The sequence below is a fragment of the Izhakiella capsodis genome, from assembly GCF_900115045.1.
GTDB classification, from domain to species: Bacteria; Pseudomonadota; Gammaproteobacteria; order Enterobacterales; family Enterobacteriaceae; genus Izhakiella; species Izhakiella capsodis.
The window spans coordinates 236,818-252,279 of record NZ_FOVC01000003.1 but is presented as its reverse complement, the minus strand read 5'-3'; the positions used below and the strand labels follow the sequence as shown (position 1 = coordinate 252,279).

The following is a 15,462-nucleotide window of genomic DNA, read 5'->3' as shown; positions in this document are numbered from 1 at the left end:
AAACGCAGACCCCATCGAAGAACAGTAAGCATAGTCGTCAGAGCGCGAAGGGGGTATACCAGAAGCTGTTTAAATCTTGCCTGATTCTGCAAGAATTTAGCGGGTTCCAATAAGGTGGAGTAAAAAAAGATTTTTTATCATGTGATTACATCATGGCAAAATAACACGTTTGTACAAAACTCTTAACGGCGGGGCGGCATTGTTATGACCGCCCGCCGTTGGATCTCAACGCGGTTGGAGCATCGGTTTCAGAAAACGCGCGGTATGCGATTTTTCGCAATCGGCTACCGTTTCGGGCGTACCTGAAATCAGTATTTCACCGCCGCCACTGCCGCCTTCCGGGCCGAGATCAACAATCCAGTCAGCGGTTTTAATCACGTCGAGGTTGTGCTCAATCACCACGATGGTATTCCCCTGATCGCGTAGCTGGTGCAGTACGGCCAGCAGCTGCTGAATATCGGCAAAGTGCAAACCAGTTGTGGGCTCATCAAGAATATAGAGCGTCTGACCGGTACCGCGTTTCGATAATTCGCGTGCCAGCTTAACGCGCTGCGCTTCTCCACCGGAAAGGGTAGTTGCTGACTGCCCCAGGCGGATATAAGACAGACCAACGTCGATCAGCGTCTGCAGCTTACGCGCCAACGCAGGGACAGCATCAAAGAATTCACGGGCTTCTTCGATGGTCATTTCCAGCACCTCGTGAATGCTTTTACCTTTGTATTTGATTTCTAGTGTTTCGCGGTTATAGCGCTTGCCTTTACAGTGATCGCAGGGAACGTAGATATCCGGTAGAAAGTGCATTTCCACCTTGATCACCCCATCGCCCTGGCAGGCTTCACAGCGGCCGCCTCGGACGTTAAAGCTAAAGCGTCCGGGGGTATAACCGCGTGAGCGCGACTCCGGCACGCCGGAAAACAGCTCGCGCACCGGTGTGAAAATCCCGGTGTAGGTTGCCGGGTTAGAGCGCGGAGTTCGGCCAATTGGACTTTGATCAATGTCGATCACCTTATCGAAGTGATCGAGGCCGCTCACTGCACGATAAGGCGCTGACTCAGCCACGGTTGCGCCGTTAAGCACGCGTTGTGCCACCGGGAACAGGGTATCGTTAATCAGCGTTGATTTGCCGGAACCTGAAACCCCTGTGATGCAAGTGAACAGGCCCACCGGCAGCGTCAGCGTTACGTCTTTAAGATTGTTGCCGCTGGCTCCCACCAGCTTTAGCACCTTAGACGCATCGGCTTTAATCCGTTCATTTGGCACTTCAATTGCACGCTTGCCGCTCAGATACAGGCCGGTCAGTGAGTTTTCAACCGCCATGATTTCGTCTACGGTGCCTTCCGCGACGATTTCTCCGCCGTGAACGCCGGCTCCGGGGCCAATGTCGATAACATGGTCTGCCGCGCGAATGGCATCTTCATCGTGCTCAACGACGATCACGGTATTACCAAGGTTGCGCAGGTGGATTAGGGTCTCGAGCAGACGCTCGTTGTCGCGCTGATGCAGCCCTATTGAGGGTTCATCCAGTACGTACATTACGCCCACCAGACCTGCGCCAATCTGGCTGGCAAGGCGGATACGCTGTGCCTCTCCGCCGGAGAGGGTTTCCGCCGAGCGCGACATCGACAGATAGTTCAGGCCAACATTGACCAGAAAGCGCAGCCGGTCGCCGATTTCTTTAAGCACTTTTTCAGCAATTTTTGCACGTTGCCCGTTGAGTTTAATGTTTTGAAAAAACGTCATCGCATGACCGATACTCATATCTGAGATGGTCGGCAGCGTGGTATTTTCCACGAAAACGTGGCGCGCTTCGCGCCGTAAACGCGTTCCGTGACAGCTGGTACAGGAGCGGTTGCTAATAAATTTCGCTAACTCTTCACGTACCGCATTAGATTCGGTTTCTTTGTACCGGCGCTCCATGTTGTGCAGCACGCCTTCAAAAGCGTGACGGCGCACGGAACTGTCGCCACGATCGTTAATGTACTTAAACTCGATAGACTCTTTACCAGAGCCGTAAAGAATCACTTTTTTAACGTTTTCTTTCAGCGATTCAAACGGCGCGTCAACGTCAAAATGATAGTGATCCGCCAGCGAGCGCAGCATCTGAAAATAGTAGAAGTTACGGCGATCCCAGCCGCGAATGGCACCACCAGCCAGAGATAGCTCTTGGTTTTGTATGACGCGCTCCGGATCAAAATATTGCTGTACGCCGAGGCCGTCGCAGGTAGGACAGGCACCCGCCGGATTGTTAAATGAGAACAGGCGCGGCTCCAGCTCGTTCATGCTGTAACCACAAACCGGGCAGGCGAAGTTGGCCGAGAACAGTAGCTCTTCAGCCTTAGGGTTATCCATATCGGCGACTATGGCAGTTCCGCCGGAAAGCTCCAGCGTGGTCTCAAACGATTCCGCCAGCCGCTGAGCCAGATCGGCACGGACTTTAAAACGGTCGACCACGACCTCAATAGTGTGTTTTTTTTGTAGCTCCAGCTTGGGCGGATCGGAAAGATCACAAACTTCACCATCGATACGAGCGCGGATATAACCCTGAGTTGCGAGGTTTTCCAGCGTTTTAGTGTGCTCGCCTTTACGGTCTCGGACCACGGGTGCCAGCAGCATCAGGCGGGTGTCCTCTGGCTGAGAAAGCACATTGTCCACCATCTGACTGACGGTTTGTGCAGTCAGAGGCACATCGTGATCGGGGCAGCGTGGTTCGCCGACGCGGGCAAACAACAGGCGCAGATAGTCATGAATTTCGGTGATGGTACCGACCGTTGAACGCGGGTTATGAGATGTCGATTTTTGTTCAATTGAAATTGCTGGCGACAGTCCTTCGATATGATCAACATCGGGTTTTTCCATCAATGAAAGAAACTGACGCGCATAGGCGGATAGCGATTCGACATAGCGGCGCTGACCTTCGGCATACAGCGTATCAAACGCCAGCGAAGATTTGCCTGAACCGGAAAGGCCGGTCACGACAATGAGTTTATCCCGCGGGATGGTCAGGTTGATATTCTTTAGGTTATGGGTGCGGGCACCACGAACTTCTATCTTATCCATTCACTTTTCCCGGTTAACACAGATGCCGCCATGCCCCCGGCACGGCCAGAAAGAAACAGATTATTATGGCATAAAAATAACTGGCTGGATATACAGTGCAGCCAATGATAGCCAACGTTTTGTTCAACGAGGCGTTTTGGAATATGGGCCGTATAACACTAAAGCAAGTCGTTAACTCCGTATGCATATTTGCAATGTAATGATAGACTTTCTAAGTATAGAGTTGATTTAATTTCATCGGGAGAAATAAACATGGCCAGCAGAGGCATAAACAAAGTCATTCTGGTGGGGAATCTTGGTCAGGATCCAGAAGTACGCTATATGCCGAGCGGTGGCGCTGTTGCCAATATCACGGTAGCGACTTCGGAGAGCTGGCGTGACAAGCAAACCGGTGAACAAAAAGAGATTACTGAATGGCATCGCGTGGTGCTGTTTGGCAAGGTCGCTGAAGTTGCAGGTGAGTATCTGCGCAAAGGCTCTCAGGTGTACATCGAAGGCCAGTTGCGTACGCGTAAATGGCAGGATCAGGGCGGCCAGGATCGCTATACCACCGAAATCGTGGTGAACGTTGGCGGCACTATGCAGATGCTGGGTGGACGCCAGGGCGGCGGCGCACCGATGGGCGGTAGTGCTTCATCAGGTAACAATAATAACGGTTGGGGCCAGCCGCAGCAGCCGCAGGGTGGAAATCAGTTCAGCGGTGGCGGGCAGCCTCAGCCCCAGCAAAATAGCGCACCGTCTAACAACGAACCACCGATGGATTTTGACGACGATATCCCATTCTGAAACATGACAGATCGCTAACAACTTCTTTAACGTTAAGCCGCGCTCCGGGGTTTAACGTTATTCTCTCATCTGGCAACGTCTTAACCCTGCCATCAGACATGAAACAGGACGCACCCGGCGTGCCAGAAGGCCATTCAGGTGCTGGTAAGCCTGCAAGACTGAATTAACAGAGACAGATCTCTGCTTCCGGAATGCCTGCGAACAGGGTATCAGTACAATGTTTGAGTCGCCCGAAAAGCGCAGACAACAGCTTAGAGATGCTCTGTTTCTTCATCTCAAACGCACCTTTGGCCTTTGTATCTGTTAACGGTCTCTGGTTGATCCGCTGTTGAAGCGAACGGGCAAACTAATCCGGGTTAACTGGTTGGTCTGCGACGTATCACAAAGGCAGCTTGTGCTTTTCTCGGTTGATATGCCCCCGTTATATCAATTCTCACTCTTTTCGGTTGAGGTTCTATTTTTGCAGTGGGTCGAAAAATTAGAGATAACCAGCAAGGCAAAAATAGCAGTGATAATAGCGGTAATGGTGCCTTTATCCATAAAGCGCGCCATATTGCCGAGAATAATTCCCGCTACACCAAAATCGGTATCTGAGAACATGGTATTTGTCAGCCCCAGTGCGCCAAGCACCGGGAGCAGGGCGATGGGCAGGAAAGTAATTAAAATGCCGTGGGCGAAAGCGCCAAGGATTGCACCACGTCTGCCGCCAGTGGCGTTACCAAAGACGCCGGCTGTGGCACCGCAGAAAAAGTGCGGCACTACGCCAGGTAGGATCAGCACCCAGTGGAGCTGGCCAAGTAGGAATAGACCGACTAAGCCGCCGATAAAACTGGAGATAAAACCAACCAGTACCGCGTTGGGCGCATAGGGAAACACGATGGGGCAATCCAGTGCCGGACGGGCGTCCGGAACCAGTTTTTCTGAAAATCCAGTGAAAGCCGGGACGATTTCAGCCAGTATCAGCCGCACACCTTGCAAGATGATAAATACCCCGGCGGCAAAGGTGATAGCCTGAATAAATGAGTAGACCAGATAGTTTTGCCCCTGACTAAAGTGGCTTTCAACATACTGCTGGCCAGCGGATACGGACAGAATGAAATAAATTATCATCATCGTCAGGGAAATAGAGATGGTGCTATCGCGCAAAAAACTGAGGTTTTTTGGCATGTTCATCTCTTCTGTAGACTTTGACCCCTTGCCGACCAGAGAGCCAATCCAGCCCGAAAGGATATAGCCGATGGTCCCGGTATGGGCCAGTGCAACCTGATCGTTACCAGTGATTTTGCGCATGTGCGGCTGCGCCAGCGCGGGGAAAATAGCCATCATTAAACCCAACGCCAGAGAGCCGGTATAAATCATCTGTATGCCAGTAAAACCCGCTACTGACAAAATGATCGCCACCATACAAGCCATATAGAAGGTGACATGCCCTGACAGGTAGATATATTTCAGTCGGGTGAAGCGAGCAACAACAATGTTCGCTACCATGCCAAACGCCATAATCAGCGTGGTGGGTGCGCCATATTTTGCCAGGGCAATGGAGACCATTGCCTCATTATTAGGAATTATTCCCTGCACGTTAAATGCGTGCTTGAAAATATCCCCCAGCGGCGTGAGCGAGCCGACCAGCACCGAGGCACCACCGGCCAGAACTAAAAAACCCAGGATCGTTTTAACCGTGCCTTTAACTACGTCCGGGAACGGTTTCTTTTGTGCTATCAGGCCGCAAAGCGCAACCAGTCCGACCAGAATGGACGGCACCTTCATCACGTCTACAACAACCTGTAAAAGGCTTTGGATAAGCATATTAACCTCAGCGGTAAGGTTCCGAAGCAGTTTCGTTATCAGGCTTTGTTTAAGTAAGTGCGGAGCTTCTGCTCTAACTCTTTAATATCAATTATGCTGTTAACGATGATCATTTTATCTTCAGGTAAGTTAGCGCTGTAGGCGATATCCCTTCCCATGACAAAAACGTCGGCAATATCCGGGGTCACGGAACCCAGATCGGCGTGTTCGACTTCAGCAGAGATATCTAAATTCTTGAGAACCTTTTTAATATTCATTTCCATCATGAAGCTGCTACCAAGACCTGCACCACACACCGCCATGATTTTCATGTTATACCTCGTTAGTTATCAGCGTTAATTTGGGATAAACCCGCGTCATTTTCTGTCAGTAAAACGGCAGCCAGCTCCTGTTGGCTGCTGGTGTTGAAAATCTGCTGCATTTTTTCGTCGTCAGAAAGCACCTCAGCCAACTGCATCAGCATCTCAATATGGCTGTTGCTGTCTGGTGCGGAGAACATAAAAATAATGTCGACGGGATCGTTTTCACCGGCGTTGAAGTTGATGCCTGTGCCCAGCTTAACAACGGATAAGCCCAGTTTTTTAGCGCCTTCTTCTGGCCTGGCATGGGGCATTGCTATCCGTGGCGCGATGACAAAATAGGGTCCGATTTGCTGTTTTTGTTCGATAATTGCCTCAACGTAACGCTGCGAAATAGCTTCTGTTTTCAACAGTGGTCGACTCGCAAGAACAATGGCTTCCTGCCAGTCAGGGACGCTATCAGCGTACTGAATCGTATCTTTTTTCAACCAGTTAGTCAGATTTGCCATCGTGTTTTTTCCGCATAAGTCAGGGTGAAACAGTTTGTGTTGATTAACGCTTTTTTTAGTGCCCGCGTTGCACACGCATCTTGTGGCTAAGCTGTCCAGTCATCTTGTAACTTTCCCCTGGTTTTCTTCCCTCGCATTTCATAATGATCAATACTGACTCTCGATTGGTCAGGTTTATGATGAAATTATATTAATGTAACAAAAACAAAATACTAACGTATTTTATTAGCACTAGAGGCTACTATCTGCATTAACGTTTAGCGACTATTATCAGACTAAATAGCTTTAAGATGTATAGTCATCTTGATAATGAATCGGGATGTGTACAGATACAATATGCAGGATTAGAATCTATACTGAGACGCGGTTATCAAATGCAAATTCGTTAACCAGCTCACATTCTGATACGTCCGGGTAATTTGAAATAATTATTTTCTGACATATAAGGTCAGCTTTCTGGTCCGCCCCCGATATCCCTTCACATTGAGCAGGAAATATTCTGATGATCGATGGCATTACTGAAAAGCAAAAAGAAGTTGTCGATTACCTGCTGGAAAAAATTAAGCGGGAGGGGCTGTTGCCTGGAGATAAGCTTGATACTGAAATTGCCATTGCCAAAAACATTGGCATCACACGCGCGACTGTACGTGAAGCCACAAGGATTCTGATCGAAAACCAGCAAATTTATCGGGTTAAAGGTTCCGGGCTGTTTGTCGGATCAATCGGTAAAAATAATCATGCCGGCAGCTTTCATGCACTGTCTCCATTTGATTTTCAGGCGCAGAAGAAGGGCTATAAAGGCGTAAGGAAGGTGATCAACGCCAGCGTAATCAAAGTGCCCTCGCCGGATTTAGCCCAAGCGCTACGAATTAAAAACAGTGATAAAATATATAAAATATTGCGCCTTATGTGTTTTAACGATATCCCGGTGGCGCTGGAGTATATCCATTTACCGGTCAGTTTGTTTGAAAGTATGGAGTTCAGTCGGCTGGAGATCTCCAAATATTCTTACATTGAGCAAATCACGTCAAAGAAGGTGCAGCGTCGCGAGCAGAATCTTAATGCAATAAATGTCAGCGATATGCAGCAGATGACGCTGCTCAAACTGCAAAACAATGCTGCCGCTCTGGAAATAAGCGAGACGGTATATCTGGATGATGGTTCGCCCTGTGAAGTCAATATCGCCATTATCAACACCAACCTGTTGCAGCTGAGGCAAAATACCGAAAGAGTATAAACGCGGTGGATCGCCCTTTATTATCTTCAGGCCCAGTTTTTTGCCGGAGAGAGCAAGTTTTCTGGCTGAATTTTGTGCCGGTTTGCCCTACAATCTTCGGCGACAAGGGTATTTTGCGAACACAGTATGTCGTTTTCGCTTCACAGAGACAGTATTAATGAAAACATGGTTAACGGGGCTACTGCTTGGGCTGGCAGTTTTTCATGTTAGTGCACGGGATCCGGCATTATCACCGGAGATGACCAGTAGGGCATTTTACAGCTGGTATCTAGGCGCAATGAATAAAGATGAAAGCCCAATTGATGAGCACGACCCTAAGTTAAAGCAGTACGTGACGCAGCGCTTGATTGATCGTATTCAGGTACTCATTAAACGCCCTGAGGGAATGAATAATGATTACTTCCTGCAAGGTCCCGATTATGGCGATAGTTGGGTCGACAATATTTCAACACTGCCTTTTGAAGTGCATGGCGGCAGGGCTAACGGCGAAGTGTTGCTGGGATTGCCCGATGACCAGCAGCGACTTTTGTTGAAGATGAAAGATGAACACGGCGTCTGGAAGATCGATGATGTGGCAACGTTGACACCACGCTGATAACGGCGTGGAGTAAGAGACTAAATTCAGCGTTTTTCATACTGGCCCTTCGACATGCGCGGAAAGCTTAGCGGTAGTGAGAACAGATCGCAGGAGATAGGTTTAGCACTGATGGAGGCTCTGAGCTCTTCATCACTGACATAAAACGAACCTTTTTTGGTTATAGCGTAAATTCCGTCTTGTCATATTTTTTGCTCTGTAAATTATTCATGCAGATTAATAACTCCGGAGGCCGGGATAGGGCCAGTATTTTCGAATCAGCCTGAATACGATCTTCTGTTCTCTGAAAAGGAAGTGCAAACCTCGGAACCGATAGCTGGCAATGTATCATTATAATTTCTTCAGTATTACGATCTGTATTTAAGTTATTTGTTAATTAAATCTCATGTATTTTATATTATTTCCTGATACATCAATAATTTTAATTAGTTGTTTCGATAATGACAACCATCACAGAAATAAAAATCAAATCTATTTGGGGGTGGATAATTAATTTAACAGGTGATACTTTTCCTGAAGTAAATCAGGGTTGCTGCTGATTACAGGCAAAAATTAATCGGCTGACTTACTTGATGAGGTAATTTAAGCGGCTTAGGCTTTTTATTTTATGTGAGACGGATTAAGGTCAGATAAGCAATAGTCTTCACCAACACCAGGGTGGTTTTTTATAAAATATCAACAATAAATGACTGAGAAAAGCGAATGAAAGATACTCGCAATTTTTCTGATAATATTGTCATGGGGCGTCTTTACATCCTTTATCCGTTAGACGCGCCCTTTTAACATCGATGAATTACTGAAAAACAGTAAATTGGATATTATGTAAAAAATGTCTGGGTGCTAAATGCTACGGATTCACTATCCGGATCGGATATAGGAGAGCAGGTGGACTTGGTTCAGGGGTTATATCTGGATTATGACAGCGGATGATAGTGACGACATTCTGTTTTTTGCCGCTTCAAGGTACGGTGTGGCTAAACTCTATGAAAATAATAATTTTACCGGTAGAGACCTGCTTCAGGATAATAACGGTTATGCACAAGGTTTTAACAAGATCAGCCTGTTGTATGCTAAGGCCCTCTGGGGGAAATAAAGAACGTTACGCAGGTATCAATGTGGGTTGGAATCAATTTTAAAGGTTTTCGGCAATTAATATAATCCGTGGTCGCGCAGCATACAGTGCCAGTGAAGAAACAGAGCTTGCAACTGTCTGAGATAAATTCACATTTCGTGGGCAAGGGTTAACTTTTTTACGGCTTGAACTTACCAGATAAAAGTCGCTTTTTACACTGTCCAGTAATAAAAAAAATACCTTATAAAGTAACAAGTGCTGTTAGCTGGCAGCCTTTAAAAAGAAACTCTCAGGCTTATATCTGGAGTGACTGTAAGAGTAATAGCAGGCGACATGCCATTAAAGTGTTGGGGCATTTGATCTAAATTAGGATTCTGACCTGCTGGTTAAAGGCTAGGATTATCACAGTCAGGGGCAAGGAAATGGGGAAGTGCGCAAGAGATCAACTGCAGTGCGAGACATATCGTTGGCTTAATTGGTTATCGCTGAAAATCATCTGAAACCGGCCTGGCATGAATAATAAAACGCACATCTTGATAATACTATCGGTCGGTTTTACAGACATTTTGAAAAAAATACATGCGGTGCGTTCAACAATCCATCTGACGGTCCCGAAAATGATTGTATTAACAACGGCGAGAAAATGCTTTATCTGTAAATCCAGTATAAATTTAGTGACGGGTTTATCGACGGGATTAATGGCTATTACGTTTGTAAGGATGAGTAAATTGGTGTTAATTCAAAAAATCAGGAGTACGGTAGATTCTTTCGCTAGATGTAAAAATAAATATAGGACTTCTCATTCTCGTTAGTACCTGCTCATAGTTGATAATTAGAAAAGAAAAATCCTGATTAATCAGTGATAACAACTATTTCAATCTTGCTAAGGTGTGGGTGGCACTGTTGGTGTTAAGTACTGCGTAGATATTCTTCAAATAAACTTGAGTATAACATAAAAAACACTTAATTTTTTTGCATTGGTCAGTTGCTTTAGTTCAGATGTATGCGGGCCAATCCGTACTTATTATTCAATGACGATGGTTGTAAACAGGGGGGGAATAATTCTGGTACGGTTTCAGCTGCGGTACGTACGGTGCGTTAAGGTTATCCTTATATTGCTGTCGGCATTGATTACATTTTTACTAAACAGTACCAAAGATTAGATTGGCTATGTATCAAAAATATTTTATATAAGCATGTAAATACATATTTCTACTTATGGATATATTGGACCCAAAACTGCAGTGGGAAACGCCTGTATTACTGGGCAGAATTAACATGAGTATCAACAATCCGGCGTTGCCTGAATTGATAATGAAAGGGGCTGTGTACGTAGGTAATCAGCAACATCTGGCACCGTAATCTACTTATAAATATTATCGGTGGGTCGTACTCAACAGTTAATGAGTGAAGCATTTTTGGTTTCAGATGCTACTGATAGCAAAGATGCTGGTTGAATAAATGCTATACGTTTAGACCACCTTTGATGTCTTCTGGGATGGCCTGGCATAAAGACAGCCTGTGTAAAATACTGTCAAAACATTAGCCTCATCTTGGCACAATTTTAAAAACCTTATATTTAATAATGTTATAAGGGCATGATAATCTGACTCTAAAAATTATATGCGTTTACATATAAAACCTGATTTTTATGCCGTTGCATGAATTCAGGTTTTTTGTTTCCGGGGGGAAAATGAAAATTAGTAAAATTCTTAATAATAATGTGGTGTTGGTGTGTGATGAACATCAGCACGAGCAAGTCGTCATGGGGCGTGGTCTGGCATTTCAGAAACGGGTTGGTGAACTACTGGATGAAGCTAAAATAGAGAAGGTATTTCAACTGCAAAGCGATGAGTTGAGCCGTCGCCTGGGAGAATTGCTGGGCCGTATCCCGCTGGAAGTAATGACCACCTGCGATCGTATTATCGAGTTGGCCCGCACCAGACTAGGCAGCCTGCATGAAAGCCTGTATATCACCCTTACCGATCATTGTAATTTCGCTATTGAGCGTCACAGCAAAGGCGTTGAAATTAAAAACGTGATGCTCTGGGAGATAAAGCGTCTTTATCCACGAGAGTATGCCATTGGAGTAGAGGCGCTGACATTAATTGCACAGCGGCTTGGTGTGCAGCTAGCAGAGGATGAAGCCGGCTTTATTGCACTCCATCTGGTTACCGGACAGCTCAATAACCAAATGCCTGAGGTCGTGCATGTAACCCGTGTCATGCAGGAAATACTGCGACTGGTTAAATACCAGATGAATCTGGAATATGATGAGGAATCACTGAGCTATCAGCGGTTTGTCACACATCTGAAATTTTTTGCTCAGCGCATAATGACTCTGACTGTTGTTGCCGATAATGATGTCACTTTACATAGCGTCGTAAAGCGCAATTACTCCCGCGCCTGGCGCTGTGCGGAAAATGTTGGCCGCCATCTGCAGCAGAACTATCAACGAAAGCTGACTACTGAAGAGGTTATGTTTCTGGCTATCCATATCGAACGGGTGAGAAAAGAGGGAAGATGACCGCCGCGTCGCCAGGCGCGATTATCGACAGAGTGCGGTATGCGCTGCAGGTAAAATCTGCAATTTTCTGGTCAGCACCGGCGCTAAGTTGCCTGCATCGGTACCATACAAAAAAGAGACGAATCGCTGGAGTCTGAATGCCTGAGTGCGAAACCACAGTATGCTGCCCGACGACGCGTTTCAATATTACTATCAAAGCTAAGCAGTCTTTCCCCATTACCTCAGCCATGCCGCTATTGGCACCCAGCCTTGATCAATGGGATTATGGGTTAGCTTTATTAAACCAACGGTTGTGATAGGCTGGCCTCGCTTATCTCTACCGTTAAATAACAGCATTACCGTTAGCTAATTATCGTGCAGCTACAATTTGTTTTCTGAACAGATTCTTTTTTATTGTCTCACTGTACCATCATTGCCAGCGCATTTACTGCCTGATGCGCAGTCTGAACGCTCACCTTTTCCCGGAGTATGACTATTTTCGTATATATGATGGCTGTACTGTCAAAAACATCGGAGCCAAAGTGGCGATTGCACTTTATTCTCTGATGGCTGTTGTCTTGCCTTTAACAATTTATATTTGTCATTCCATGTACATTATTTTGCTGATCACTTTGCCGGTAACCTCAATATCCGATGTAGTACACTCGAAAGATGCCGGGCCATTCTCTACGCGCAGGCGGCCGCCCGGAAGACGGTAAACCTGCCTGATGCTCAAAAAACCATCCAATTCAATCAGCCAGATCCCATCGTTGATTTCACCCTTGAACTCATCCACCAGATAAAAAGAACCATCGAACTTTACCAGGAATACAGCCATCGCCCCCTGGGGAGTAAGACGCATGTCATAACGTACCTGTTCAATAGAGGAATAAACACCATTTGAGATTTCTTTAAGTTGCAAAAGCAACCCACTGTCGTCATGTGCGTTGTCTGTGGGTATTCCCTGACCCGTGGTAAGCCAGAGCATAGATACACCAGTATCAAGATGGCACGCAATAAGCCAGTCGTGTGGGTATGTGTCACGCATCCAACGGTTTGCCATTGTACTCTGAGATATGCCCAGCCGATCGCACAAAGCCTGCCGGGTACTGAACCCATAAGCCTGGAGAATACGGGTGATAGCTTCTTTACCGCCACTTTGAGATGTAAAGTGGTATTTTGATATCTCTGATGAGGTTGATTTAGGGCTTGTAATATTCAAAATGAGATCCTAATATCGGCCATGTGTTGTTGTGATAGTCCCGGATAGTGAAGTTATGAAACCCAAACTGAGGAATAGTGCATCATGAAAAGTAATTTTTCAATGCGCCCCAGCATCAATTTTGTGGTATCCGAACCATTTATTACACTGGATGAATTCTGTCGCCGCACTGGCTATAAACCGAGTTATGTCCGTCAGATGATTCGTGAAAATCGTTTGCCTTTGAGGAGAAACGCTGGCATCAGTAATCTTATTGAGGTCAACATGTTCGCGTTAACGATCGAAGCCGCTCAGGACTGCGAGTTCACAATGCATGCTTGTTAGTTTCATTTTGCGATGTTAAAGCTGGCATTAGGGTGTCCAGCTGGCTCATCCGAGCGCAATTAAGAGGAAATAAGGACAGGAAGGGTCGGAAGCATTTTTTCCCTATGGCAAGGATAAAATAGGTTTTTTCTGAAGAAAATGAAATATGCGGATTTGATAAAAAGGCACAGTGCTCAGTCTGTCACTCTGCCAGTGATGACTGGTGCTGGCGGCCTGAGGTGAACCTGGGGTAAGGCGATCCGCCCAGCGGCGATGTATATACGTTTATTACTCCGACGATTCTGCTCAGGACGATCGCTTTCATCTGAACTCAATTCCTGAACGCCCGCACCAGTAACCTGATATACCGCCACAGTGAGATGATAATCTGTGTTAACAGGTTATCGCTGGGGGCTGTAATGTGTGGGGATCGCGCAGCATACTATGCCATCATTAGCCGTGCTGCTGATTGCAGCACTCAGCGAAAGCAGCCCCGAATCTGAATTGATCGCCGCCACCGTTGAGCAAAGCAGTGCCATCTGGTTTTTATCTATCCCGCTCACCTTAAAATAGTGCAAAAGGCCGATGCGTTCCCGATGCCGCAATGCAGCATACTGGTGGCAATGTAAACTCACTTCGGTTGTGCTGTGTGGGCGAAAACAGCTGGCCTACAGGCTTAATGACGTTATGTCACTGGCCGCCTAATGTCGTGTGCAGAATTTGTACACATGGGACCCACTGAAAATAGGTTCGTTAAGCTGCAGGGGCTTATGAGGTAACCCCTGACCGTAGATTTGCATTTGCTGGATTCGGACTCGTTGAAATCATCACTTCCCTGTAAAAATTTGAACCAGCTAAAGCGCCCTTAACGAGTAGCCGTGATTGGTTTGCTCTCTGACAGTGAGATGTGGAAGAAAAAGCAGCTTCGTAAGTTGCGGATCTGGTTATCAGTCGTCAGGCCAACGTGTCCGAATAGTTACCAACAGGGCATAACACTTCAGGCAGCATAACGCAAACAAGCCTGATACGTTCGGCGGCAGTATACCGTTTGGTAGAGGAAGATTGGATAGTTTATATCGTAACCAATACTTATGTCAGGATGACAAAATGCGTCGACACTCAGGATGCGTTTGATCAGAGAAAAATAAAGATTAAAGAGACAGTTAAAGGAAAAACTTGTAAAAAACGCAAAATCATTTTACATAGTTACAGCCCTCATATACTGTATGTATAAACAGTATTGCTTAATGATTTTTACCCATAATGGCGACAGGAGGGAAGGATGATGGACTATCTTTCGGAGTCTTTAAAGCTTCAGCGTATAGATTTTTTTATTAAGCTGGTAGCAGCTACCGAATGCGACTACCAGGAAACGCGCATGGCTATCCAGTGGGTTTCCGAGTTGACTAATGAATTGGTAACAAATATCCGTGCCGATGAATGTAATCATTCAGCGGATGTTTCCAGATGAGGGAACTTTGGGCGACTTAAGATCAGGGGCGACCAGAATTAATGGGTTAGCCAGACCTCGCTGGATGCGGTTAAATCCACAATTCACCTTAGCTGGCGTCCTTTTATACAAGACCTAAGCCGTATCAATATACTAAGTACCCATGTACAGTCGCTAAGCAGAATGAATACTGGTTAAAGGAAAACCGCGTCCTGAATGTTGGACGGCAGGTATATCAGGACGATAGCGACCAGTATCAGAAAATTTTACCAGCGCCGGGACCTGATTCAAACGGCAGTAAAGTTGAGTAAACCGCGTAGCGCGGTGACCGAAACAATTACGAACGGTGTCTGTTGCGCTTCGTCGGCTAATTGTCAGATCTCCTCTCTTAGAGATGATCCGATAAGCTCAGGCTGCATCGGGACGGTTTTGTGTCCGTAGGCCTGTTCAACAACGTCGCGATAAAATCGGCATTACCGATGCGGGGGTCAATATCAGATAAACTATCAGTGATGAATCGAGGGATATCCTGATTAATGTTGTTACTTCTGCAGAAAAATTTCAGGAAAGGGTTAGCGCTGTGTGAAAAGGTAACGCCAGATTTGTTCAGTGTGGGGATA

The 15,462-nt window shown here is 46.3% G+C and carries 13 protein-coding genes; 8 read left to right on the top strand and 5 right to left on the bottom strand.

Annotation, left to right across the window (positions count from 1 at the left end; translation table 11 throughout):
* Positions 1 to 225: 225 nt before the first annotated feature.
* Positions 226 to 3,057 carry an excinuclease ABC subunit UvrA gene (gene uvrA, locus BM191_RS07170; RefSeq protein ID WP_092876602.1) on the bottom strand — a complete coding sequence of 944 codons (2,832 nt, stop codon included), beginning with the start codon at positions 3,055 to 3,057 and terminating at the stop codon, positions 226 to 228.
* 252 nt (positions 3,058 to 3,309) lie between these two features.
* On the opposite strand from uvrA, the gene BM191_RS07165 reads away from it, so the two are divergent.
* The gene (locus tag BM191_RS07165) at positions 3,310 to 3,843 is read left to right on the top strand and encodes a single-stranded DNA-binding protein (protein ID WP_092876600.1); all 534 of its coding nucleotides are present in this window, start codon (positions 3,310 to 3,312) and stop codon (positions 3,841 to 3,843) included.
* A gap of 426 nt (positions 3,844 to 4,269) precedes the next feature.
* Here the strand turns inward: BM191_RS07165 and BM191_RS07160 are convergent, their stop codons facing one another.
* From BM191_RS07160 to BM191_RS07150, 3 genes are read right to left on the bottom strand one after another with little or no spacing between them, the layout of a single operon-like run.
* Entirely contained in the window at positions 4,270 to 5,649 is a 1,380-nt protein-coding gene (locus tag BM191_RS07160; protein WP_092876598.1) for a PTS ascorbate transporter subunit IIC, read from the bottom strand.
* A 38-nt stretch (positions 5,650 to 5,687) separates the two neighbouring features.
* Positions 5,688 to 5,960 carry a PTS sugar transporter subunit IIB gene (locus BM191_RS07155; protein WP_092876596.1) on the bottom strand — a complete coding sequence of 91 codons (273 nt, stop codon included), beginning with the start codon at positions 5,958 to 5,960 and terminating at the stop codon, positions 5,688 to 5,690.
* Positions 5,961 to 5,971: 11 nt separating this feature from the next.
* Entirely contained in the window at positions 5,972 to 6,457 is a 486-nt protein-coding gene (locus BM191_RS07150) for a PTS sugar transporter subunit IIA (RefSeq protein WP_092876594.1), read from the bottom strand.
* 502 nt (positions 6,458 to 6,959) lie between these two features.
* On the opposite strand from BM191_RS07150, the gene BM191_RS07145 reads away from it, so the two are divergent.
* The 4 genes from BM191_RS07145 to licT all read left to right on the top strand — a co-directional run bounded on the left by BM191_RS07145 (position 6,960) and on the right by licT (position 11,888).
* Positions 6,960 to 7,694, top strand: a complete 735-nt coding sequence (locus tag BM191_RS07145) for a GntR family transcriptional regulator (RefSeq protein WP_092876592.1) — start codon at positions 6,960 to 6,962, stop codon at positions 7,692 to 7,694.
* A 157-nt stretch (positions 7,695 to 7,851) separates the two neighbouring features.
* Positions 7,852 to 8,289, top strand: a complete 438-nt coding sequence (locus BM191_RS07140) for a DUF3828 domain-containing protein (RefSeq protein ID WP_092876590.1) — start codon at positions 7,852 to 7,854, stop codon at positions 8,287 to 8,289.
* Between the two features lie 916 nt (positions 8,290 to 9,205).
* Entirely contained in the window at positions 9,206 to 9,382 is a 177-nt protein-coding gene (locus BM191_RS16770; protein WP_177203305.1) for a hypothetical protein, read from the top strand.
* A 1,672-nt stretch (positions 9,383 to 11,054) separates the two neighbouring features.
* A complete protein-coding gene (gene licT / locus BM191_RS07135; RefSeq protein ID WP_092876588.1) occupies positions 11,055 to 11,888 on the top strand; it encodes a BglG family transcription antiterminator LicT in 834 nt (277 codons plus the stop codon).
* A gap of 580 nt (positions 11,889 to 12,468) precedes the next feature.
* On the opposite strand, the gene BM191_RS07130 is transcribed toward licT, so the two are convergent.
* Positions 12,469 to 13,083, bottom strand: coding sequence for a phage repressor protein CI (locus tag BM191_RS07130; RefSeq protein WP_092876769.1), 615 nt, complete (start codon positions 13,081 to 13,083; stop codon positions 12,469 to 12,471).
* Positions 13,084 to 13,173: 90 nt separating this feature from the next.
* Here BM191_RS07130 and BM191_RS07125 point away from each other — a divergent pair, with 90 nt between their 5' ends.
* The 3 genes from BM191_RS07125 (at position 13,174) to BM191_RS07120 (ending at position 14,863) form a co-directional block, all read left to right on the top strand.
* The gene (locus BM191_RS07125; protein WP_092876586.1) at positions 13,174 to 13,413 is read left to right on the top strand and encodes a regulator; all 240 of its coding nucleotides are present in this window, start codon (positions 13,174 to 13,176) and stop codon (positions 13,411 to 13,413) included.
* 423 nt (positions 13,414 to 13,836) lie between these two features.
* The gene (locus BM191_RS17380) at positions 13,837 to 13,965 is read left to right on the top strand and encodes a hypothetical protein (protein ID WP_269017629.1); all 129 of its coding nucleotides are present in this window, start codon (positions 13,837 to 13,839) and stop codon (positions 13,963 to 13,965) included.
* 709 nt (positions 13,966 to 14,674) lie between these two features.
* The gene (locus tag BM191_RS07120) at positions 14,675 to 14,863 is read left to right on the top strand and encodes a hypothetical protein (protein WP_092876584.1); all 189 of its coding nucleotides are present in this window, start codon (positions 14,675 to 14,677) and stop codon (positions 14,861 to 14,863) included.
* Positions 14,864 to 15,462 lie beyond the last annotated feature (599 nt).